Annotated in this window: 20 protein-coding genes, 1 tRNA gene and 1 riboswitch; of the genes, 11 read left to right on the plus strand and 10 right to left on the minus strand. The window is 66.9% G+C overall.

Going from position 1 to position 20372, the window contains the following annotated elements:
• The first annotated feature begins 261 nt into the window (after nucleotides 1-261).
• Entirely contained in the window at nucleotides 262-600 is a 339-nt protein-coding gene (locus tag ACFYRH_RS01305) for a DUF3024 domain-containing protein (protein ID WP_387766215.1), read from the plus strand.
• 1268 nt (nucleotides 601-1868) lie between these two features.
• Here the strand turns inward: ACFYRH_RS01305 and ACFYRH_RS01310 are convergent.
• Nucleotides 1869-2786, minus strand: a complete 918-nt coding sequence (locus ACFYRH_RS01310; RefSeq protein ID WP_387766218.1) for an AbiJ-NTD4 domain-containing protein — start codon at nucleotides 2784-2786, stop codon at nucleotides 1869-1871.
• Between the two features lie 480 nt (nucleotides 2787-3266).
• Nucleotides 3267-4559: a GTP pyrophosphokinase family protein gene (locus tag ACFYRH_RS01315; protein ID WP_387766221.1), complete on the minus strand. Its 1293-nt coding sequence runs from the start codon at nucleotides 4557-4559 to the stop codon at nucleotides 3267-3269.
• Nucleotides 4560-4724: 165 nt separating this feature from the next.
• Between ACFYRH_RS01315 and ACFYRH_RS01320 the strand changes: the two genes are divergently transcribed.
• Nucleotides 4725-4973, plus strand: a complete 249-nt coding sequence (locus ACFYRH_RS01320; protein WP_387766224.1) for a tyrosine-type recombinase/integrase — start codon at nucleotides 4725-4727, stop codon at nucleotides 4971-4973.
• 58 nt (nucleotides 4974-5031) lie between these two features.
• On the opposite strand, the gene ACFYRH_RS01325 is transcribed toward ACFYRH_RS01320, so the two are convergent.
• Nucleotides 5032-5104, minus strand: a tRNA-Lys gene (locus ACFYRH_RS01325).
• Nucleotides 5105-5259: 155 nt separating this feature from the next.
• Here ACFYRH_RS01325 and ACFYRH_RS01330 point away from each other — a divergent pair.
• Nucleotides 5260-6243: an ArsR/SmtB family transcription factor gene (locus ACFYRH_RS01330; RefSeq protein ID WP_387766227.1), complete on the plus strand. Its 984-nt coding sequence runs from the start codon at nucleotides 5260-5262 to the stop codon at nucleotides 6241-6243.
• Nucleotides 6244-6351: 108 nt separating this feature from the next.
• Nucleotides 6352-7011 carry a G5 domain-containing protein gene (locus ACFYRH_RS01335; protein ID WP_387766230.1) on the plus strand — a complete coding sequence of 220 codons (660 nt, stop codon included), beginning with the start codon at nucleotides 6352-6354 and terminating at the stop codon, nucleotides 7009-7011.
• A 66-nt stretch (nucleotides 7012-7077) separates the two neighbouring features.
• Here the strand turns inward: ACFYRH_RS01335 and ACFYRH_RS01340 are convergent, their stop codons facing one another.
• Nucleotides 7078-7581, minus strand: a complete 504-nt coding sequence (locus ACFYRH_RS01340) for a YceI family protein (protein ID WP_387766233.1) — start codon at nucleotides 7579-7581, stop codon at nucleotides 7078-7080.
• Between the two features lie 31 nt (nucleotides 7582-7612).
• Nucleotides 7613-8017 carry a pyridoxamine 5'-phosphate oxidase family protein gene (locus tag ACFYRH_RS01345; protein WP_387766235.1) on the minus strand — a complete coding sequence of 135 codons (405 nt, stop codon included), beginning with the start codon at nucleotides 8015-8017 and terminating at the stop codon, nucleotides 7613-7615.
• 87 nt (nucleotides 8018-8104) lie between these two features.
• Here ACFYRH_RS01345 and ACFYRH_RS01350 point away from each other — a divergent pair, with 87 nt between their 5' ends.
• Both ACFYRH_RS01350 and ACFYRH_RS01355 read left to right on the plus strand, forming a co-directional pair.
• Nucleotides 8105-9049, plus strand: coding sequence for a DUF5937 family protein (locus ACFYRH_RS01350; protein WP_387766238.1), 945 nt, complete (start codon nucleotides 8105-8107; stop codon nucleotides 9047-9049).
• A 101-nt stretch (nucleotides 9050-9150) separates the two neighbouring features.
• Nucleotides 9151-11697: a glycosyl hydrolase gene (locus ACFYRH_RS01355; protein WP_387766241.1), complete on the plus strand. Its 2547-nt coding sequence runs from the start codon at nucleotides 9151-9153 to the stop codon at nucleotides 11695-11697.
• Nucleotides 11698-11911: 214 nt separating this feature from the next.
• On the opposite strand, the gene ACFYRH_RS01360 is transcribed toward ACFYRH_RS01355, so the two are convergent.
• Nucleotides 11912-12907 (minus strand): LacI family DNA-binding transcriptional regulator, encoded by a 996-nt coding sequence (locus ACFYRH_RS01360; protein ID WP_387766244.1) that lies wholly within the window; start codon nucleotides 12905-12907, stop codon nucleotides 11912-11914.
• Nucleotides 12908-12956: 49 nt separating this feature from the next.
• Here ACFYRH_RS01360 and ACFYRH_RS01365 point away from each other — a divergent pair, with 49 nt between their 5' ends.
• The 3 genes from ACFYRH_RS01365 (at nucleotide 12957) to ACFYRH_RS01375 (ending at nucleotide 14427) form a co-directional block, all read left to right on the plus strand.
• Entirely contained in the window at nucleotides 12957-13346 is a 390-nt protein-coding gene (locus ACFYRH_RS01365) for an NUDIX domain-containing protein (RefSeq protein ID WP_387766247.1), read from the plus strand.
• Between the two features lies 1 nt (nucleotide 13347).
• A riboswitch (TPP riboswitch) is annotated at nucleotides 13348-13459 on the plus strand.
• Nucleotides 13449-13652, plus strand: coding sequence for a sulfur carrier protein ThiS (gene thiS / locus ACFYRH_RS01370; protein WP_387766250.1), 204 nt, complete (start codon nucleotides 13449-13451; stop codon nucleotides 13650-13652). (Overlaps the previous riboswitch by 11 nt.)
• A 1-nt stretch (nucleotide 13653) precedes the next feature.
• Complete coding sequence (locus tag ACFYRH_RS01375) at nucleotides 13654-14427, plus strand: thiazole synthase (protein ID WP_387766253.1); 774 nt, start codon at nucleotides 13654-13656, stop codon at nucleotides 14425-14427.
• Here ACFYRH_RS01375 and ACFYRH_RS01380 read toward each other — a convergent pair.
• Nucleotides 14402-16267 (minus strand): DUF6807 family protein, encoded by a 1866-nt coding sequence (locus ACFYRH_RS01380; RefSeq protein WP_387766256.1) that lies wholly within the window; start codon nucleotides 16265-16267, stop codon nucleotides 14402-14404. The genes ACFYRH_RS01375 and ACFYRH_RS01380 overlap by 26 nt on opposite strands.
• Before the next feature lie 61 nt (nucleotides 16268-16328).
• On the opposite strand from ACFYRH_RS01380, the gene ACFYRH_RS01385 reads away from it, so the two are divergent.
• Entirely contained in the window at nucleotides 16329-16715 is a 387-nt protein-coding gene (locus tag ACFYRH_RS01385) for a RidA family protein (RefSeq protein ID WP_387766259.1), read from the plus strand.
• Here ACFYRH_RS01385 and ACFYRH_RS01390 read toward each other — a convergent pair.
• The gene (locus tag ACFYRH_RS01390; protein WP_387766262.1) at nucleotides 16712-17584 is read right to left on the minus strand and encodes a serine hydrolase; all 873 of its coding nucleotides are present in this window, start codon (nucleotides 17582-17584) and stop codon (nucleotides 16712-16714) included. The genes ACFYRH_RS01385 and ACFYRH_RS01390 overlap by 4 nt on opposite strands.
• Nucleotides 17581-18456, minus strand: coding sequence for a LysR family transcriptional regulator (locus tag ACFYRH_RS01395; protein WP_387766265.1), 876 nt, complete (start codon nucleotides 18454-18456; stop codon nucleotides 17581-17583). Before ACFYRH_RS01395 ends, ACFYRH_RS01390 begins: the two co-directional genes overlap by 4 nt.
• A gap of 255 nt (nucleotides 18457-18711) precedes the next feature.
• On the opposite strand from ACFYRH_RS01395, the gene ACFYRH_RS01400 reads away from it, so the two are divergent.
• Nucleotides 18712-19620 carry an MBL fold metallo-hydrolase gene (locus ACFYRH_RS01400; RefSeq protein ID WP_387766268.1) on the plus strand — a complete coding sequence of 303 codons (909 nt, stop codon included), beginning with the start codon at nucleotides 18712-18714 and terminating at the stop codon, nucleotides 19618-19620.
• On the opposite strand, the gene ACFYRH_RS01405 is transcribed toward ACFYRH_RS01400, so the two are convergent.
• Nucleotides 19610-20353, minus strand: coding sequence for a GNAT family N-acetyltransferase (locus ACFYRH_RS01405; RefSeq protein WP_387766271.1), 744 nt, complete (start codon nucleotides 20351-20353; stop codon nucleotides 19610-19612). The two genes, ACFYRH_RS01400 and ACFYRH_RS01405, sit on opposite strands and share 11 nt — an antisense overlap.
• Between the last annotated feature and the right edge of the window lie 19 nt (nucleotides 20354-20372).

A 20372-nucleotide genomic window follows, 5' to 3' on the forward strand; every position in this document is an offset into this window, starting at 1 on the left:
AACAACCAACGCAGTCGAGCAACGCCGCCAGCACCTAGGCCTCATGAACATCTCCCTGGCTGCTCAGCAGAGCCATCGGCATCCGGTCCGGGATTCGCTAGGGTGCCAACATGGTCCGTCCACAGCTACAGCCTGAACTGACATCACCAGGCAGACGATCGGTCGGACCCTACCAACCATGGCCGGTAGGGTCCGAGGAATGACGGTCACCCACCTCTACGCTTCCAGCACTGCGCCGACCGCCCGACGGCTGGTGATCGAATGACTGTGCCCGAATCGGATGTCGCGCGAGTGCAGCGGTGGTGCGCGATCCGGGTGCCCGAGAACGCCCGCGACCAATTGCGCATCGAATGCGAACTCGCTCAGCGCCACCTGACGATCGTCGAACGACGACCGCCATGGCACGAGAACCTCGGGCCAGACTGGACCACCTCCGCGATCGCACGCCTGCGCTACAACACCACCGACAAGTCCTGGACGTTGCACTGGAGCGACCAGCATCAACGCTTCCACCTCTACGACCAGCTCGCCCCGTCACGGAGTATCGACGACCTACTGGCTGAGATCGATCGCGACCCCACCAGCATTTTCTGGGGCTGACGCGAAATCGTCCTTAGCGCCACGAAATTGGACGGTATGGTTCGACGCACACCGATGGCATCCAAGGCAGCCTGCTGGTAAGCCTCTGCCATCGCGGTTGTCTGCGCCGGCAGATCCGCCCTGAAACGGCTCCGGTTTACTGACACACAACCATTGGCACGCCGGCATCTGCGTGAACTGGGCCAGGAGGCTGGTCAGGCCGGAATGGCATACTCCGCCGGGTGAGCTATGACTTCGCGATCTGGGAGAGCGACGCATCCACCGGAGAGCCCGATGCGGCGGCGACCTTCGAAGAGCTGTTTTACCCGGTACCTCGAGGTCGATCTGGTCGCACCGACCGCAAAGATCCAGGCGTACTCCGATGCCTTGGCCGCCCGGTTCCCCGACGACGAGAGCGAGGACACTCCCTGGGCAGCGGGCGGTCCAAGCAGCAATTGTTCGGGCCCGATCCTGTACATCGCGGTCAGCTACAGCCGGGCCAACGAGGTCGGCGTAGTCGCAGAGCGACTCGCAAAAGAACACGACCTGGTCTTCTTCGACCCACAGAAGGCGCCGAGGTAGCCCGCCAACGACGGTGAAGTGACCATCACCACCTCGAAGGGGACAGTAGCCGTACCCGACCGCTGGGTGTCCTTCTTATCGCAAGAACTGAGCAATTTCGATGGCTACGTAGTCCTGGACAGCGGCCGGGACCACAACCCGCGGATTGGGTATCCACGTTGTGCAGCGGTCCGCAGCGCTGGTCGGACTTGCTCCTGACCTGGGAAGCTTACTCAGAGAGAGCAGACCTCGTCAGTTCTCATCGACTGGCGCTAGTTCGCGTCCAAAACGGTGGGGAATCTGGTGGCCGGCAACCGGCGTTCGCGCGATGCGGCTGTTTGCCGACTCGCCTCCCCCACAGCTCGTCAGTGACACGTAGGCGTCAACTCACCATCGAACATACGTTCCATAGTTCTCAGCATGGGGAGCAATCGGCGGTACCCTCCGGGAGTCGCGTCCGATCCTGTCAATACGGCACTGGTGGGTCCTGCGGATGGCTCGGGAGCGTGGGCCATGGCCTGGTTTGCTCTTGGAGTAGAGGCAGACCAACTCCGGTGGCTGCGCTGCCCGCGTGGTCTATGTTCCGGACCATCGCGCGGGACGGTCCGTCGAGGGCTGGTTCGCCGATTACCACCTGCGGCTGATCGACGCTTGGCCCAGCGAGGCGACACAGCAGGCAGCACGCCGTGCCTGAATCTGTCCAGTGTGTCCAGCCAGGTGTGATTACGTCAAGATTCTTTGTCAGCCTCGGTTGATATGGGGTCAATTTGGCTCGACCTTGAAATCAAGAGAGAAACGAACGCTGAACAGGCAATCAAGAAGTACTTTGCCGTCGCCTGGTCCACCGAGGGCTCGTCAGATGCGAAGTGGCGAATTCCATCATCGTCGCTCGTGTAGCCATAAAGATTCGACCACCCCTTCTCCAGAGCCGGGTGAATTTCGACGCCCGCAGTTCTTAGTCGCACAAGCGCCCGGCCCAGCGTCTTTTCGCCGGTGATCTTATGGCAGACTGATTCAACTGCACTGATGCTTTCCTTGACACTGTTTGCATAGTCCGGTGATTGGCGGTCAGCCAGATGCTCGACGGCCCGCGCGAGATGGTGCTTCGCTCCTATGAACGGAGTCGCGGCATCCAGTGCATCCTCAATCGCACTCAGATCTAGATCGGAATCGATGGGTACGAGTTGATTCCCTATGAATCGATAGGCGCACAGATTCTTCTCAAGAATAGTGTTGTATAGCTGTCCTAATTGACGATTGAGGGAGCCTGCGTTCTCTGAGACGAACTCGATGAGGTCGAGGACCTCATACCAAAGTCCATCGATGATCGTCATCTTGATGGCATTTTGAAACAGGCTAGGATGATACGGTATCTCGTCAACATTGCGTCGCCACAACTGCGTCCATATCTGCACCGACAGCTCGGAGTGTTCCGAGTATGTTGTATGCTCAGTTTCGGCCTTATGAACGGCTAGCGTGAGATTCCAGATTTCACTTCTGGTTGGCCCGTCGAGTGACTCGTGCTGGATCGCCGAGCGGACAGGCTGGTATCCATGGCGTTCTGAAAATCTCAATGTTCCCCCACGTTGCTGAAACGACGAGCACCTGTTGCGAGGTGTCCGCTGTGACGATATCAATCCCAACACCCAGGGGTTGACGGTTACGTGTCAAGCGCACGGACAGGCCTCCCGCATCGCCCCGATAGCTGCCGACCTTAGGTCCGGCGCGGTGCGGGTCAAGGGTCGAGCTTGCTCGATCGCTTGCGACGCGGAAGGCGCTCTTGACGCGCGCCGCACCGGACCGTCCCTTCCATGATTGCTAGCGGGGCGATGCCGGAACGCACCGGACAGCGGTGGCGCGGACAACCGGGCGCGAGGCAGGTAGCCGGCCGTTCCGGCGAGTGGGTGCACTGAGAGGGTGTCGGGCATTGATGGCGAGGTCTGCTGTCATCGATCCAGCGCCATTTGGCACGTGCGCGCCATGCCAAGGGAGGCGCCGGGAGCGCAGCGAAGCGGGGGGCAGGCGTCCCGCCCTGCGGTGGCGGCGCGGTTTCGGGCCCTGAAGGGGCCCGTCTTGAGGACGTAGAGAAAGTTGTCAGAGACTCGAATACCCCTAGCCACCGCGAGTTATGCAGGTGCGTGTACAACTGCGGCCCCTCCTGCTCCATGCGCCTCGATTCGCGCAATCAGCGCCTCAAGATGCTCGGATGCCCCCTGCAAGTATCCGGGTGAGTAGACCTTAATCCCGTGGACTACTTCGTTGCGAATCTGGCGGAGGTGGTCCAAATCAATGATCATGTCGGGCTCAAGAAACGACAGTCTCTCCATAGCTCGACGATTCCAAACAACAGGTCGGTGAGCGTCTTGGCCCGGAACCAGCTCCCTCATTAGACGTTCGAACCTTACCCATTGTGTAAGGAAGTACCCGACTTCCTTGTAGATGGATGAGTCTTCGAAATGACTACCGCGCCGAGATGCATCCTGATCCTGGCGAACGGACTGATAGATCTCGTAGCGCGAAGGGTCCTCAGCGAGTAAGGCATCGATGACCTGCTCAGAGAGCGGCCGTCGCTCTACGTCGGCATGCAGGCTCTCTAAGTACGGCTCCAGACAACCTGGAGTTTCGAGATCGAGGCGGGCCAGGAGTCCGAATAGCAGGTCGACGCGCCCGAGGCCGGCCGTCGTGACGGGCCGATCCTCCATAGTTGCTTGGCTCAACAGGTGGGCCGCTAGTTCGTAATGATTGGCGAAATGCCGCCCCGTAGGCGCAACTCGTGCCTCTCCGGCTTTTTGCAGACGTTCAAGTGCTATCTCTCCGGCAAGAACCAACCCATTTAGCTGATCGAGCAGATCATACTCTTCGTCCGACAGCTTGCCTTCATATGGCTTATAGACAAGGTCGTGCTCCACCTCAGACCATGCATGCATCAAGACCGACGCGATTTGCACTTCGATATTGGCTGATAAGTAGCGCGCTTCGGGATCATTTGGCGCAGACGCCCGGAGACGGACGCGATAGTGGACAGCAGAATATCCTGAGAACCGTTTGGATTTGAGTGGAGGGCTTGCATTTGGAAATTCTCTGCGCGAGTCATATTCCGAGAACAGTCGCTCGATCACCTTTCCGACCTGGTCACGCTCCGCCGGAAAATATAGGGCTACCCTAACACCGGCTAGGTCAACGATATCTCCATAGATAGCATCCAGCGACCTATACGGCGTCTTGGAATTTCGTTGACGAACTTTTTCTTCTAACCGCAACACCGACTTTGCCCGACTCGTGACGATGCATCGGATACCCTCCGATTGCAGTTCCGTCTCCAGCTTGCTTGCCGCGAGCCGCGCCGCCTGCTCGTAAAAATCGATCTCTCTCACGTATTGCGAAATGAACCGGTCAACTAACTTCACGGCATCCCCCATCAACGTCTCTAACCAATCTGCCCCGGCCCTCAGGGACCTTCTACTACACCCTCTGGGGTCTATCGATCCTGACCTGCAAGTCGTTACTGCGCGTGATAGCCGGTCTTCCCGAACAGCATCGGCGGATTCCGCGACCCCCACAACCCGCTCCGGGATCTCCGCGACGTGCGGGCCGACATCGACTCACCGGAGTGGGTCAAGTCACACAGCTTCCGGAAGACACTCGCGACGCTCCTGGACGACGTCGGCCATTCCGCGCGGCAGATCGCGGACCAGCTCGGGCACAGCCGGGTCTCAATGACACAGGACACCTACCTCGGTCGGAAGATCCGCAACACCAAGGCGGTCGAAGCCATGAACAAGGTACTGGGCACCGACCCCGAGCGAGGCTCGGAGACTCAACGTGGTGGGTAAGTGGTGGATCGAGGTGGTAGCCACGGTGGCCATGTGCGCTATGACCTGCGGAAACAGGTAGGCCCCGTGGGACTCGAACCCACAACCCGCGGATTAAAAGTCCGCTGCTCTGCCAATTGAGCTAGAGGCCCCTCAGGGGGTGAGGGGAACAGTGTGTCAGGTTTGGCGGGGGTTTGCTTGGGCGGGGGGTGACCCTCTGGTCGCTTACGGTGTGTAGTTGTAAGCGGTCGGGTGGTGACGTCGGGGTGGGTTTCGGCGTCCTGCTTCCTCGGGGGAGGAAAAGGCGATGGGTTTCCGGATCCGGTTCGGGTGTGTTGATCTGGCGCGTACGACGATCTGTCGGGAGCCGGATCCGCTGTGGGAAGTGTTGCTCGGGATGCACATGGTGCAGACCGATGACGAGCCTGAGGTGTTCGGTGCGTGGCGGCAGCGGACGCGGGCGCGGTTGACGCCGCTGGAGCGGGAGTTGCTGGTGCTGGCGCCGCCGGTCGGGTACTCGCCGGACTTCCTGACGCCGGCGGAGAGCGTCGACGGGCTGGAGGCGGGGCTCAGCGCGGTCGCGGCGACCCCGCAGCCGCAGCTCGAGAGTGAGCTCGCGCTGCTGGCGGACCAGGACCAGGTGCGGCTGCCGAACTGGACCCGTCGCCTCGCGGCCGGCGATCCCGCCGTACTGGCGAAGTTGTGTCATGGGCTGCGGCAGTTCCATCGGTCGCATATCGCGCCGCAGATGCCGATGATCACCGCGATGATCAGCCGGGAAGTGAAGGTACACAGCGACACCGTGACGACTGGCGGGTTCGAGTCGCTCGCGGGCACGCTGCATCCGGTGCTGCAGTGGGAGCCGCCGTACCTGCACGTCGACATGGGGCATGTCGATCGCGACCGGGATCTCGACGGGCGCGGCCTGCGGCTGGTGCCGTCGTACTTCTGCTGGCGGCATCCGATCATGCCGGCCGACCCCGAGCTCCCGCCGGTCCTCGTCTTCCCGGTGCACCACGACCCTGCCTGGGCCGAGCGCGGCGTCGACCCGGAGCGCGCCGTCGCCGATCTGCTCGGGCGGACGCGGGCTGCCGTACTGCGGACCATCTCGAAGCAGGCGTGTTCGACCAGTGAGTTGGCTGCCCGTGCCGGGATCTCGCTGGCGTCCGCGAGTGAGCACGCCCGCGTCCTCCACCGCACCGGCCTGGTGACGACGCGCCGCGCGGGCGGCGCGGTTCGGCACACGATCAGCCCGATCGGCACCAACATCCTCACTGGAGCGCAATTCTGAGCCTTGCGAGTCTCTGAGCGCGGCTGGTAAAGATCGGTGTTCGCTCGGGAGGTCCGGGCGCTGACAATCCCGCCGCGGGGGGACCGACGGCGGGTTGGGGGGAACAACGTGTCATTCTTCCGTGCTGCGCTGGTTCCGGCCGCCCTGACGGCCGTCTGCGCGCTCGCCGCCGGATGTGGAGCAGATTCCGGTACGTCGGCCAACAGTGAACCGGCCGCCATCGCCACCGTCTACGTCACCACCACGCCGGCACCCACACCCACCACGACACCAACCAGCACCACCGCAGCCAGCGCGACACCAACCAGCACCACGCCAGCCAGCACCACCGCGCCAATCAACAAGCCCACGACGATCACCAAGGAGGTCGTCGAGCTCCGCACGATCCCGTTCAAGAAGAAGACCGTCACCGACGACTCGCTCCCGAAAGGCGAGCGGACGATCCGCACCACCGGCGTCAACGGCACCCGACGCCTGACCTACCGCGTCACCTTCGTGAACGGCGTACAGACCACGAAACACCTGCTCCGCGAGGAAGTCGCCAAGCAGCCGCGCACCCAGATCACCGTCGTCGGCACCAAGGTCGACGAACCGAAACAGTCCTCCGGCTGCGACCCGAACTACTCTGGCTGCGTCCCGATCGCCAGTGACGTGGACTGTTCCGGCGGCAGCGGCAACGGGCCGGAGTACGTCGACGGCCCGATCGAGGTCATCGGCACCGACATCTACCGCCTCGACGCCGATCACGACGGCATCGCCTGCGAGTAGCCAGGCCGGGCCGACCAGGCGGGCCAGGCGGGCCAGGCGGGCCAGGCGGGCCAGGCGGGCACAGCCTCACAGGTTCACGGCCGCGTCGAGTTCGAGGACGACGTCGGCGCGCACCAGCGCCGTGGTGAACAGATTCCAGTTCACGTTCCAGTCGTGCCGATCGACAGTCAGCGCGGCCGTGAACCGCCCCGCCTCGGTCAGCTCGAACGGCACGGTCACCGCCCGCGTCGTACCGCGGATCGTGAGCTCACCCGTCACGTCGTACCGCCGTGCCGAGACCTGCGCCACGTCCGTCGACACGAACGTCATCACCGGGTACGCCGCCGCGCCGAAGAAGTCCTTCCGCAACTGGGCGTCCCGCCGCCGATCGCCGGTGTCGACGCTGTCGGTCCGCACCGTCAGCCAGGCCGACGACGCCGCGGGATCGGCGCTGTCCAACCGGACCGCACCGTCGAACTCCGCGAACCGTCCACGGACCTTGCTCCCGACCCGATGCGCCGCCAGGAACCCGATCCGGGTCCGTTCACCGTCGAGTTCGTGCTCTCCCTGCAACTCCGCGAGCTTCGTCATATCCGGTACGACGGGGCAGCGCGGCGAACTGTCAGCCGATGACGCCGGTGGTGATCCGCCGCGGGGTGATGTCGAACATCGAGTCCTCGGGTGGGTCGGCCAGATAGGCGGCGCGGAACTCCTCGGGGAGGTACTTCTCCACCATCGCGTGCAGCAGGTCGTCGGCGAGTGGAAGCAGCCGTGCCTCCCCCTGCATGTTGAGGTACTTCGCGGTCGGGCCGTCAGCCGTCTGCACCGACAGCGACAACCCGCCGGAGCCGGTCCGGTGCAGCCGGGCCTTCTTCGACTTGGCCGGCGTCATCACCTGGAACTTGTTCTGGTCCGGCAGGTGATGGAACCAGACCGGCGTCACATGCGGCGACCACCCCGGATCGTCGATCGCCAGCACGGCCACCAGCGGCTGCGCCAGGAACTCGGCTGCTTCCTTGTCATCCATCGTTCGGAACCCCATGCATCGACCATCTCACCGACCACCGACAGTCGGTCGATTTAGGATCGGTCCACATCGACGAAGGGGAACGGAGTGCTGACCTACCTGCTGGACTCGCAGGACCTGGCCGACGTCCGGTTCGCGGTGTCGCCGGTGGCGGAGATGGTGCTGTCGATGCGCGCACTCCGCGATCCGGGCCGCTTTCCCTTGCAGCTGGGCTGGGTCCGGGCCGTGCAGTCGCAGGTCGCCGACCTCGATTGGAACGTCCTGCGCCGGCTGGTCAACGACACGATGGGCAGCCCTGACTTCCTGACGCCGCGCCCGATCTCGCCGCTCACCCAACTCACCGACGAGCTAGATGTGATCACGTCTGTGGACCGGCGTACGTTCGAGCGCCAGATCGTCGCGGTCAACGGCGAACTCCCCGAGGACCTCACGGTCGAGGAGGTCGTCGAGGTACTGCGCCAGTACTGGGACGCCGCGATGGCGCCGTACTGGAACCGGATGCGCACCCTTCTGTCGGCGGACATCAGCTATCGAGGTCACATCCTCACCCAGCAAGGCACCGGCGCGATGCTCAACGACCTCGGCCCCGCGATCAGCTACGCGAACGGCGAGCTGAAGGTCGAGCGGGTCGCTCACCTCAGCCGCACCGAAGCCGTCGCTGGTCGCGGACTCGTCCTGCAGCCAACGCTTTTCGGACCGCACGCGGTCATTCCGTTCGATCCCGGCGCCGATCCACTGCTCGGTTATCCCCCACGCGGCCAGGCGAACCTGTGGTCCGTCGTCGAGCCACCGTCCCGCCAGGATCTCGCCCAGTTGATCGGTACGCCGCGCGCGCACATCCTCGAGCTCCTGACATATCCCCGTACGACGACCGATCTGGCCGGCGAGCTCAAAGTGACACCGTCCGCGGTGAGTCAGCACCTGCAACTGCTCCGCCGTACCGGGCTCGTCGAACCGCAACGCACCGGGAAGCAAGTGCTCTACCGGCCGACCGAACTCGCCGCCCTGCTGACCGGAACCGATCTCGCTTGAGCTGTTGACAGCCCGATCACCCACAGCGATAGTACAAATCGATTTGTACACGTCGTGGCAGCCGACGTCTCACCCACACCGCCCTGATTCAAGGAGTCGGCATGAGACGTACCCTTGCCCTCGTTCTCGGAGTTCTCCTCCTCGGCATCGGCACCATCGCTCCCGCGCACGCGGCGACCCTCGCCCTCACCCCGATCACCCTCGGCAACGTGTTCACCGACGGCCAGCCGGTCAAGGTCGGCCTGAGCACCGACGCCGCGTCCGTCACCTGGTCGGCCGCCGACGTCAACGGCACCGTGGTCGCGACCGGCAGCCAGGCGGCCGCGAGCACTCTGCAGGTCTCGGTCACCAACCGCGGCTGGTACCAGCTCACCGTCCAGGCGGGAACGCTGACAGCCAAGACCACGTTCGCGATCCTCAGCCCACTCGGTACGGCGCCGGTCGCGGGCCTCACCACCAGTCGCGTCGGCGACTTCGAGAACGCGGCGGAAGGCTGGACCTTCTACCCGGGCAGCGAGTTCCCCGGAGCCACCGGAGACTTCGTACTCGACAGCACCGACAACCATTCCGGAACCAGTTCCGGAAAGCTGTCCGGGAACTTCGGTGCCGGCGGCGCGTACGTGAGCGTGAACCGTACCGTTCCGGCGGTCGCGGCCAGCAGCCTGAGTTTCTGGGCGAAGTCGCCGAACCTGACTTTCCTGACTTTCCGTATCACCGACTCGACCAACCAGGTACACCAGCAACGCCTGACGTTGTCGGGGGCAACTGATTGGCAGCCGCTGACCGTCAGCCGGTTCGACGGCGGCAAGCAGTACGTCCACTTCGGCGGCGCGGACGACGGCGTCTGGCACGGTCCGGCCAAGCAGATCGAGGTGGTTCTGGACAAGGGCGCGATCAGCGGCGCGACCAGCAGCAGCGTCAGCCTCGACGACTTCACTCTCAACGCGCCGGCGAGCACCCCGACCACCCCGCTGGGCGATTTCGACAGCGCCGCGGAGGGCTGGTCGTTCTATCCGGGAAGTGAGTTCCCGGGAGCGACCGGCGGTCTCGCCTACGACACCGCGTCCCCGCACGCCGGTGCCCAGTCCGCCAAGCTGAGCGGCGAATTCACCGGCGGCGGAAACTATGTCGCGCTGCAACGAAACCTCGTCCCGATCGACCTGAAATCCCTGAGTCTGTGGGTGAAGACGAGCCAGATCTCCGCACTCGGACTCCGCCTCACCGACGCGACCGGTCAGGTCCACCAGCAGCGCCTCGCCCTGTCCGGTTCCACCGCGTGGCAGCAGCTCACCGTCACGCGCTTCGACGGCGGCACCGGGTACCTGCACTTCGGCGGCGCCGACGACGGCGTCTGGCACGGCCCCGCCAAGGCGATCATGCTGACCCTCGACAAGAGCTCGATCATCGGCGGCGGCACGACGGCGGTCGCCAACGTCGACGCCGTCGCCGCGACCACGGCCCCGACGTACCAGGGAGCGGGGACGCACTTCGCGCAGTCGTGGAACCCGGACGTGATTCCGCTGGTGAAGCAATCCGGAGCCGGGACCGCCCGCGACGAAGCCTATTGGCAGGACGTCGAGACGACGCAGGGCGTCTACTCGTTCCCGGCGAAGATCACCAACTACCAGCAGGCGTTCCAGAGCAACGGCCTCGACCCGTTGCTGATCGCCGACCGCGGCAACCCGTTCTACGACGGGTTCAAGCCGCCGACCACCGACGCCGGCCGGGCGGGATTCGCCAACTACGCCGACAAGGTCGCGACCCAGTTCCCGCAGATCAAGAACATGGCGGTCTGGAACGAGTGGGACATCAACGGCGAGGGCGCGGCGTACCAGACTCCCGAGGCGTACGTCGCGTTGCTTCAGGCAACGTATACGAAGCTGAAAGCGAACCACCCGGGCCTGACGGTCGTCGGCGGTAGTGACACCGACGTGACGCAGCAGGCCTGGTTCCAGCAGTTCTGCCAGCTCGGCGGGCTGAAGTACCTGGACGTGGTCTCGATCCACCCGTACAACTACCTCCACGCGCCCGAGAGTCTGGGCACCTTCATCGATCAGGTGCGCGCGACGATCCGGCAGTACAACGGCGGCGTGGACAAGCCGATCTGGATCACCGAGGCCGGCTGGTATACCGGCTCCGGCAGCGCGGCACCGGTCACCGAACCGACGCAGGCGATGTACATGGCGCGGGCGATGCTCAGCGTTCCCGGGCACGACGTCGACCGGTTCTACATGTACGACTTCAAGAACGACGGCATCGACCCCGCCGCCCAGGAGAACAACTTCGGCCTGATCCACCACGAGACCGATGCCCTCGGCAAGTACACCCCGAAACCGTCGTACGTCGCCTACGCGACCGCCGCTCGTCAGCTCCGCGGCGCGACGTTCCTCGGCAAGGAGTTCCCGGGCAACGGCCTGATCGACCAGGTCTACGCGGCCAACGACGGTACGCCGTTCCGCGCGATCTGGGCCGCGAGCGGGTCGAACACGACCGTGACGGTGAACGCGACCGGACCGGTCCAGGTCACCAGCCTCTACGGCCTGTCCAGCACGTTCACGCCAGACGCCAACGGTCAGATCACCGTGACGGTCGGCGTCTGGCCGACGTACATCTCCGGCGCGAATGTGACCTCGGTGACAGCGCCTTAGTGTTCGGCAGCGCTTTGCACGCGCCGTCGTGGCGCCGTTTGGGTGGTTCACCTCAGAAATGGTCCGTTCCCACGCCGCATACCAACTGCTCACGGACAACATCAGGGGTGAACCGCTCAAATGCCTGGCCGGGGTGCCTGGCCGGGGTGCCTGGCTGGGGAAACCGGGGGACGCGCTGGGCTGAGGGACGACCTCGACGTTTCTTGTCACGGCGCTAGGCCGAGTCGCGGCGTACGACGGACGGCGCGAACAGGATGCGCTGCGGCCGGCTGGGGGCCGTTCCCTCCAGCCGGCCCAGCAGGACGCGGCCCACCGACCGGCCCTGCTCGCGGGGATCGCCGGAGACCGTCGTCAGCGCGGGCGACACCAGCGCGGCGGCCTCGATGTCGTCGAACCCCATCACGGCGACGTCGTCCGGGACCCGCAGACCGCGGTCCCGGACGGCGTCGAGCGCACCGATCGCGACCATGTCGTTGGTGCACAGGACGGCGCGGGGAGGGTGCGCGAGGTCGAGCAGTTTGCGCATTCCCGCCGTACCGCCGGCTCGGGAGAACTCCTCGCGGACGATCAGCCCGCGCGGGGCGCTGCCGAGTGCGCGGCGGTAGCCGAGCACACGATCGGCAGGCGGGCCGTCGCCGGCCGGACCGGTGATGAACCCGATCCGCCGATAGCCGCGTTCGATCAGGTAGCGGGTCGCGAGTTCGCCCGCGGCGAGGTCGTCGGACGACAGCACGTCGATCCCCGGCGCCGCCTTGCGGCCACCCATCAGCACGACCGGGATCCCGGCGGCGACGGCGGGCGCGACGTCGGCGGCCTTGCTGTAGTACCCGGCGAACACCATCGCGTCGACGCTGCGGGTGACCATCCGCGCCACCAGGTCCCGCTCGGCTCGCGGCTCGCCGTCGGTGTTCCCGATCAGCACCTGGTACCCGGGTTCACTGACGACGTCGAGCAGCCCGCGCGCGACCGACGGGTAGAACGGGTTGGTGATGTCCGGCACGATCAGCGCGATCGTCCGGGTCCGCTGGGTCCGCAGACTGCGCGCGACCTCGTTCGGCGCCCACCCGAGCTCGTCCATCACCGACCGCACCCTGGCCCGCGTCGCCTCCGACACCGGCCGCCGCCCCGACAACACGTGCGAGACCGTCGTCGGACTGACGCCGGCCCGAGCGGCCACGTCCGAGATGGCGACTCGCCTGCCAGCAGCCACGACATTCCTCCCGCAGGGATCTCGTCACGATGATGACAGGATCGACTGCGTGACGAACGATGTACTGATCGTGGTGGCGGCCGCTGTCGTGCAGGACGGACGTCTGCTCGTCGTGAGCAAGCAGGCGGCGCCGGACGTGTTCTACCTCCCGGGCGGGAAACCCGAGCCGGGTGAGGCACCACTGGAAACACTGACCCGCGAGTTGCGGGAGGAGCTCGGCGTCACGCCGTACAACCCGCGGCTGCTGGCGACGGTCGAGAACCGGGCCGCGCTCGAGGACCAGCAGATGCGGATGACGGTCTACACCACCGACCTGGACGACGTCCCGCAACCGGCCGCCGAGCTCGCCGCGCTGCACTGGATCACCTCTGAGTACGACGTCCACCTCGCGCCCGCAGTACGGGAGCAGGTCCTGCCCCTGATTCGTCAGGCGCTATAGTCGACACGTCCGCGGGAGCTCGCAGGGAGTGGGCTGAGAGGGTGACTACGCCGTCACCGACCGCTGAACCTGAATCGGGTAATTCCGGCGTAGGGAGGAAGCGTGGAATCCGTCTGGGTGAACGGTACGGCGGTCGACGTGCCGAGCGGCAGGTCGGTGGCCGAGCTGATCGCGGAGTACTCCGATCGCGTCACCGGCATCGCGGTCGCGGTGAACCAGAACGTGCTGACCAAGGCCGAGTGGGCGCAGACCACGCTGCGGCCCGGCGACCGGGTCGAGATCGTCAGCGCGACGCAGGGAGGCTGAGATGGACGACCCACTGGAGCTCGGCGGCCGCACGTACACGTCCCGCCTGATCATGGGGACCGGCGGTTCGGCCAACCTGGAAGTGATGGAGGAGGCGTTGATTGCCTCCGGCACCCAGTTGACCACGGTCGCGATGCGCCGGCTCGGCACCGGCCACGAGGGCTCCGTGCTCGACGTGCTGAAGAAACACAGCATCGACGTGCTGCCGAACACGGCCGGCTGCCACACCGCCGCCGAGGCCGTGCTGACCGCGAAGCTCGCGCGGGAGGCGCTGGAGACCGACCTGATCAAGGTCGAGGTGGTCGCCGACGACCACCTGCTGCTGCCTGACCCGGTCGAGCTGCTGGACGCGGTGGACGCCTTGGTGGCCGACGGTTTCACCGTGCTGCCGTACACGAACGACGACCCGATCCTGGCCCGCCGGCTCGAGCAGGCCGGCTGTGCCGCCGTGATGCCGTTGGCCGCACCCATCGGTTCCGCGCTCGGCATCCGCAACCCGCACAACATCGCGCTGATCGCCGAGGCCGCGAATGTCCCGGTGATCGTCGACGCCGGCATCGGTACGGCGAGTGACGCCGCGCTGGCCATGGAGCTCGGGTGTGCCGCGGTCATGCTCGCGACCCCGGTGACCCGCGCGGAGAAGCCCGCGCTGATGGCCGCCGCGATGCGCGACGCGGTCTCCGCGGGCCGGAACGCCCGACTCGCCGGTCGGGTGCCACGGCGCTGGCAGTCCGCGCTGGCGTCCTCGCCTACAACTGGCCTGCCAGCGTTTTAGCCTCCGCCGCGTCGACCGCCCGATCCAGCAGCAGGGCGGTCAGCGAGAGCTGCAGTTCCTGATTCGGCTGCAGCACCAACGGCTCGTCCCATGCGAGCGCCGGGCACGCACCGACGTACTCACCGGTCCGCAGGAACCACGGCCGTACGTCGTCGTGCTGCATCAGCAGCAGCGTGACGTCGCCTTGGACGAAGGCGAGCCACGGGCTGGTCGAACCGAACGCGGCGTCCAGACCCTCGCCGTGGTCGGTCAGCACGGTCGTCTCGGCGGACGGCAGTCGCCAGAAGAGTCCGCCGTACGCCGCTCCCGCGCGGCCGTTCGTCGCGGGACTCTCGATGCGGATCGAGCCGTAGCGGGCGGTCAGGACGCTGCGCCAGTCGAGTCGCCAGCCGCCGGAGGCCAGGTCGCCCGTGAGGCGCCGGCGTTCGACGAGCTGCGGCCGGCCCTGCTCGTCGTACCAGGTGATGTCGTCGTTGAGCGTGCGGCCGTCCTCGATCGTGACGCCGCGGCTGCGTTGCTGACCGTGATTCGTGAGCAGCGCCGGGCCTTGTCCGCGGACGTAGGTCCGGCCACCCCAGTGCGAGGTGCCGTTGACCTGCGCGACCGCGAGCGAGACGCCGTAGTGGTGCCGGTGGTCGACCGGGCTGACCTCGGTCAGTGGATGGCCGCCGAGTGTGCGGACGGGATGCAGGTACGGCCGCGGGGCATGCACCTGCGGCATCCGCCGGCCGAACTCGTACCGCGCGAGCAGCCCCGCGTCGCTCTCGAGCGCGCAGATGTCCCCCTGCTGCTGCCAGCCGACCTGACCGGCCGGACGTTCTCCTTGCAACCGTGGCTCCTGAGGCACCGGCCCGGTGCTCGCCCGCACCGCCAGCCGCAACTCGGGTACGTCGTCCGCCACGCCGCTCGGCGCCCCGATCGACGCGTGCAACCGCTGCCACGCCAGCTCCCCGAGATCCTTCTGCGGGACCCGCACCGTGGTCAGCGACGGTACGGCGAACCGGGCCAGCCCGATGTCGTCCATCCCGGTCACCGAGAGATCGGCCGGTACGGCGACCCCGACCTCGTTGAGCCTGGCCAGCAACCCGAACGCGACCAGGTCGTTGAACGCGACCACCGCGGTGGCCTGCGACTCGAGCACCCGCTCCACCGCGGCGTACCCGTCCTCGATCGAGCGGCCGCACTCCAGCCGGACCAGGTCGAGCCCCGGGATCTCCCGCTCGGCGACCTCGAGGGCCTGCAGCCGGAGCGCGTTCGAGGCGCTCGCCGCCGGGCCGGACAGGAACGCGAGCCGACGATGTCCCAGCCCGACCAGGTGGTCGACGACGATCCGGACGCCGCGGCCGTAGTCGACCACCACCGACGAGACCTCCGGCGGGCCCTGGCGATTGACCAGGATCACCGGTTGCACCTGCGGCAGCAGCTCGCGCAGCCGCTCCTCGTCCAGCCGCGGCGAGACCATGATCAGCGCGTCACAGCGCCGCCGCGCCTCGATCGCGATCGCCGCCTCGGCGCTCGGGTCCTCGTCGGTCTCGGCGACCAGCACCTGGTACCCGGCCGCGGCGGAGGCGTTCGTGATGCCGCGGAGGATCTGCTGGAACAGCGGGTTGCCGAGGTCCGGGACGACCAGCGCGACCATGTCCGTCCGCCCGAGGGACAGGCTGCGCGCCAGGTCGCTCGGCCGGTAGTTCAGCCGGTCCGCGGCGGCGCGCACCCGGGCGACGATCTCAGGGGCGACGCTGAGCCGCCCGTTCATCACCCGGGACACGGTCGCCCGCGACACCTCCGCCGCCCGCGCGACGTCGGCAATCGTGATCGAGTCCTTCGGCGTCCGTCCCACACCGGTATCTTCTCCCGCTGGAAAGCGGTTTCTCAACCCCGGTCCGCGGTATATCTGGGGCATGAGCGAGCTGCGGTATCCACCGGCCGAAGGTGTTGCTCCGGGCAACGGTTACAGCCACGTCGTGACCGGGCACGGACAGTGGGTGGCGATCTCCGGGCAGGTCGCCCTGGACGTGGACGGAAGGTTCGTCGGCCTCGGCGACCCCGGGGCACAGGCCGAGCAGGTCTTCGCGAACCTGCAGGCGTGCCTGACGGCGGCCGGCGCGACCTTCGAGAACGTGGTGAAGCTGACGTTCTTCGTCACCGACATCGGTTTCCTGCCGGCCATCCGCCCGGTCCGCGACCGGTACGTCCCGGGCCCGAAGCCCGCGACCACGGCGGTGCAGGTGGCCGCCTTGTTCAGTCCGGACGCCCTGCTCGAGATCGAGGCGTACGCGGTGATTTAGCGCAGCAGGTCGACGGCGACCCGGGCGGCCTCACCGATCGCCGCGTCCACCCGCGGTTGCCGGAAATCGCCCCGGGCCGCCAGCGTGTAGACCGCGATCGCGAACGCGGACCCACCAGGCAAGGTGACCACACCGGCCTCGTGCCGCAACGCACCGAACGTGCCCGTTTTCCCCGCGACCCGGACCTCGTCGTGCGGGAAGCCCGACGCCAACCGGTGCAGGAAGACCTGCCGGTGCATGGTGGTCTTCAGGTAGCCGGTCTGCTCGGGTGACAGCAACTCCCCCGCCCACAGTCGCCGGAGCAGGAACGTCATGTCCCGCGCACAACTCGCCGACCCGTTCGCCGCTTCGTAGACCCCGGCCGGATCGGTCCGGTCGTTGTCCGCGAGTACGGCGAGCGCCGCATCCGGATCCGGGGCCCCGGTACGGCGTTGCAGGTCGCGCAGGTTGGCCGCCGTACCCCGTCGTACCCAGGTGCGATGCAGGCCGAAGGACTTGAGGATCTCGGCCAGCCGGGACAGTCCGACGATGTCCAGGAGGGCGTCGGCCGACGCGTTGTCGGACACGGTCGCCATCGACAGCGCGAGATCGCGCAACGACACCGTCACCGGGTCAGCGAACGCCGACAGGCCAGTCGGCCCAGCCGTCCGCGCCGATGGCTCGAGCGTCACCCGCTCGCGTGGATCGAGCTCGCCCAGGTCCACCAAGCGGCAGAACCCGGCGAGCAGCGGCAGCTTGTAGACCGACGCCATCGGTACGACGGCATCCGCGTCGAGCTCGACCGTCTGCTCGGGATCGTCGAGCGACACCGCGTGCATCCACCCCCGAACGCCCGCATCCTCGAAGATCCCGCGGATCCGGGCGCTCATGACGCCACCAAGGCTTCCGTGAGCTGCGCCATGACGTCGTTCGGGCGGAGGAACGGCGTACGTGTTCTCGACCAGACGAGGCGGAGGCGGAGCGGCAACGGGTCGTCGGCCAGGCGACGACGCTCGACACCGGGGGCGGTCAGGCCTGGATCTGCCGTCACCACGATCGCCTGACCGGCCGCCGCCATCGCCAAGCCGGCTCGCTCGTCGGTCACCACGACCGTTCCCCCGTCGGGCCGGTGCAGCGCCAGCGTGTCCAGGAACAGATCCCGCGCGGCCGGCGCCTCGGCCCGCGGCCGCACCGCGACCGGCAAACCCTTGAGCTGCCGGAGCGTCACTTCCTCGTCGTCCACCATCGCCGAAGGCACCAGCGCCCAGGTCGGCAGCAACGACACCGGCCCGGCCTCCAGCCCGTCGAGTACGGCGGGATGCTGTACGGCGGCCATCGTCAACCGGCCCGTACTCACCTGGTTCACCAGCGAACTCGTCGGCGCGGTCACCACCGTCACGCGACTGCCCGGAATCACCGCGCCGCACGCCGCGGCAACCGCCGCACCCGAGGACGGCGGAACCTCCGGCGCGAGCCCGATCCGGATCTCCGGGCCTTCCGGATCCCGCGCTACCGCCGCCTGGTGCAGTTCCTCGATCGAGGTCAGCGCCCGGCGCGCATACGGCAGCAGGGCGGCCCCGGCCGGGGTGAGCTCGACACGACCGGCGCCCCGTTCGAAGAGCTTGGCGCCGACCAACGCCTCCAGCCGGCGCAGCCCCTGGGACAGCGGCGGCTGGGTGATACCGACAACTCGCGCCGCATCACCGAAGTGCTGCTCCTCGGCCAGCGCGATGAAAATCTGCAGATGCCTTTCAGTCAGCATGACTGTGTCATGCCGCGCCTCCGGCGCGGGGGTCGTGGGGCTGTGACTCCCGGCCTTCCCTCGTCGCTCCAGTCGCTTCGCTCCCTGCGCTCCTCAGTCCAGGCCGGGAGGCCCCACGACCGGGCTGACCTGCGTTGATATCTCCAGACAATCGCCCCATGCTCAAGAGCATATTCGACACAGCCGATCACCTTCGCCTTGACTGCAGGTCCAGGGACGACGAGAGGAGACAGCGTGAAGGTGAGTCGGAGGGGAATGTTGACCGGTGCGGCGGCCGTCGGGGCGGCGGCGGTCGGAGCGGCCGGCGTGGTCGGTGTCGAGGGGCGCAGCGAGGCAGCCACGGCCGACACCGAGCGGGAGCCGGTCGAGCTGACGTGGTTCGGCACGCACGCGTGGCAGATCCGCTGCGGGAAGAGCGTCGTACTCACGGATCCGTGGCTGACCCGGTTCCACACCGGGACGTTCACGCCGGAGGGAGCGGACCCGAAGACCAAGCTGGTGATCGATCGCAACGTCATCGACCGGCACCTCGGGACGGCGGACGCGATCCTGGTCCACCACGCGCACTACGACCACATGGCCGACGTACCGTACGTCGCGGAGAAGACCCAGGCGACGGTCGTCTGCACCGAGACGCACGCGAACCTGCTGCGTGCGATGAAGACGCCGGACGACCTGCTCTCACCGGTCCGCGGCGGCGAGTACTTCCCGTTCGAGGGCTTCACGATCGAGGTCTTCCCGTCGCTGCACTCCTGCGGCGGCAAGCGCCACGACTACGCGTACCCGGGCTACCGGTACTCCGTCCCGCCGCGCCCGCGCGTCATCGAGGACCTCGTCGAGGGCGGCACGCTCGCGTTCGTGATCACGATCGGCGGCCTGCGCATCCTCAGCCTGAGTACGGCGAACTTCGACCCGAACGCCCTGCGCGACCTGCAGGTCGACGTCGTCTTCGCGGCCCCCGGCGGCGAACCTGGCATCACCGACCGCCTGCTGCGCACGATCAAGCCGGTCAAGAAGGTGATCGCCACGCACTGGGACGACTTCGACAAGCCGCTCACCGAGCCCGGCGTCCCGTGGACCGACCTGACCCCACTCCGCACGTCGGTCGAGAAGACCGGAGCCGAGTTCGTCCTCCTCGATCACCTGCAGCAGATCACGCTTTGACGCGGTAGTGGTAGTGCGAGACGGCCCGGAAGCCGAGGCGGTCGTAGAGGGCGCGGGCCGGGGCGTTGCTTTCCACGACCTGCAACCAGACTCGGTTGACGCCGAGGCTTGTTGCCTCCTGCAACAAGCCGTGAATGACCGTCTGCGCGAGGCCCTGGCGGCGGTGCGCGGGGTCGACGGCGAGGCAGTACAGCCCGGCCCAGTCGTCGACCAGCGCCAGTCGTCCGATCGCCTTGACCGGCTCGCCGGACGGGATCACGGCGTACAGCGCGCGGGCGCGGTTCAGGATCTGCCGGGCGGCGGCCTGCGCGGCCGATCCGCCGCGCCCGTCGACGGACCACCAGAAGTCCATCCAGGGGTCGGTGGGCGCCGCGGATATATTCACCGGCGCACTCGGCTCGGCAAGGTTCGCGAGGACGTCGGCGACCTCGGCGCACATCACCAGCGTCGGGTTCCGGACCTCGTAGCCACGTGCCGCGAGCCGGTCGTCGAGGTCACCGGGCTGGGCCGCCGGACCGACCTGGAAGGACGGTGCGATGTCGTGCGCGGCGTACAGGTTCTCGACGTAATCCAAGGCGCGGCCGAGGTCGAACGGCGCGCTCGCGGGCAGCACCGAGTTGGCGCGCAGGGTCACTCCGGCGTTGTGGCGGACCAGCCAGCCGTCGAGTTCGGTGCTGTGCGCGGCGGGCCAGCCTTGATTCATCAGGGAGTCGATGCGAGCTGCGGCGATCACTCCACCAACAGTAGAACCG

The organism is Kribbella sp. NPDC004875 (assembly GCF_042873375.1).
Taxonomy (GTDB): domain Bacteria; phylum Actinomycetota; class Actinomycetes; order Propionibacteriales; family Kribbellaceae; genus Kribbella.

Bases quoted from the DNA above. Each gene is read 5' to 3' on its own strand.
- ACFYRH_RS01305 (WP_387766215.1), top strand. From the start codon at position 262: ATGACTGTGCCCGAATCGGATGTCGCGCGAGTGCAGCGGTGGTGCGCG.
- ACFYRH_RS01315 (WP_387766221.1), bottom strand. From the start codon at position 4,559: ATGGGGGATGCCGTGAAGTTAGTTGACCGGTTCATTTCGCAATACGTG.
- ACFYRH_RS01330 (WP_387766227.1), top strand. From the start codon at position 5,260: ATGGGTTTCCGGATCCGGTTCGGGTGTGTTGATCTGGCGCGTACGACG.
- ACFYRH_RS01340 (WP_387766233.1), bottom strand. From the start codon at position 7,581: ATGACGAAGCTCGCGGAGTTGCAGGGAGAGCACGAACTCGACGGTGAA.
- ACFYRH_RS01345 (WP_387766235.1), bottom strand. From the start codon at position 8,017: ATGGATGACAAGGAAGCAGCCGAGTTCCTGGCGCAGCCGCTGGTGGCC.
- ACFYRH_RS01355 (WP_387766241.1), top strand. From the start codon at position 9,151: ATGAGACGTACCCTTGCCCTCGTTCTCGGAGTTCTCCTCCTCGGCATC.
- ACFYRH_RS01375 (WP_387766253.1), top strand. From the start codon at position 13,654: ATGGACGACCCACTGGAGCTCGGCGGCCGCACGTACACGTCCCGCCTG.
- ACFYRH_RS01385 (WP_387766259.1), top strand. From the start codon at position 16,329: ATGAGCGAGCTGCGGTATCCACCGGCCGAAGGTGTTGCTCCGGGCAAC.
- ACFYRH_RS01390 (WP_387766262.1), bottom strand. From the start codon at position 17,584: ATGAGCGCCCGGATCCGCGGGATCTTCGAGGATGCGGGCGTTCGGGGG.
- ACFYRH_RS01395 (WP_387766265.1), bottom strand. From the start codon at position 18,456: ATGCTGACTGAAAGGCATCTGCAGATTTTCATCGCGCTGGCCGAGGAG.
- ACFYRH_RS01400 (WP_387766268.1), top strand. From the start codon at position 18,712: ATGTTGACCGGTGCGGCGGCCGTCGGGGCGGCGGCGGTCGGAGCGGCC.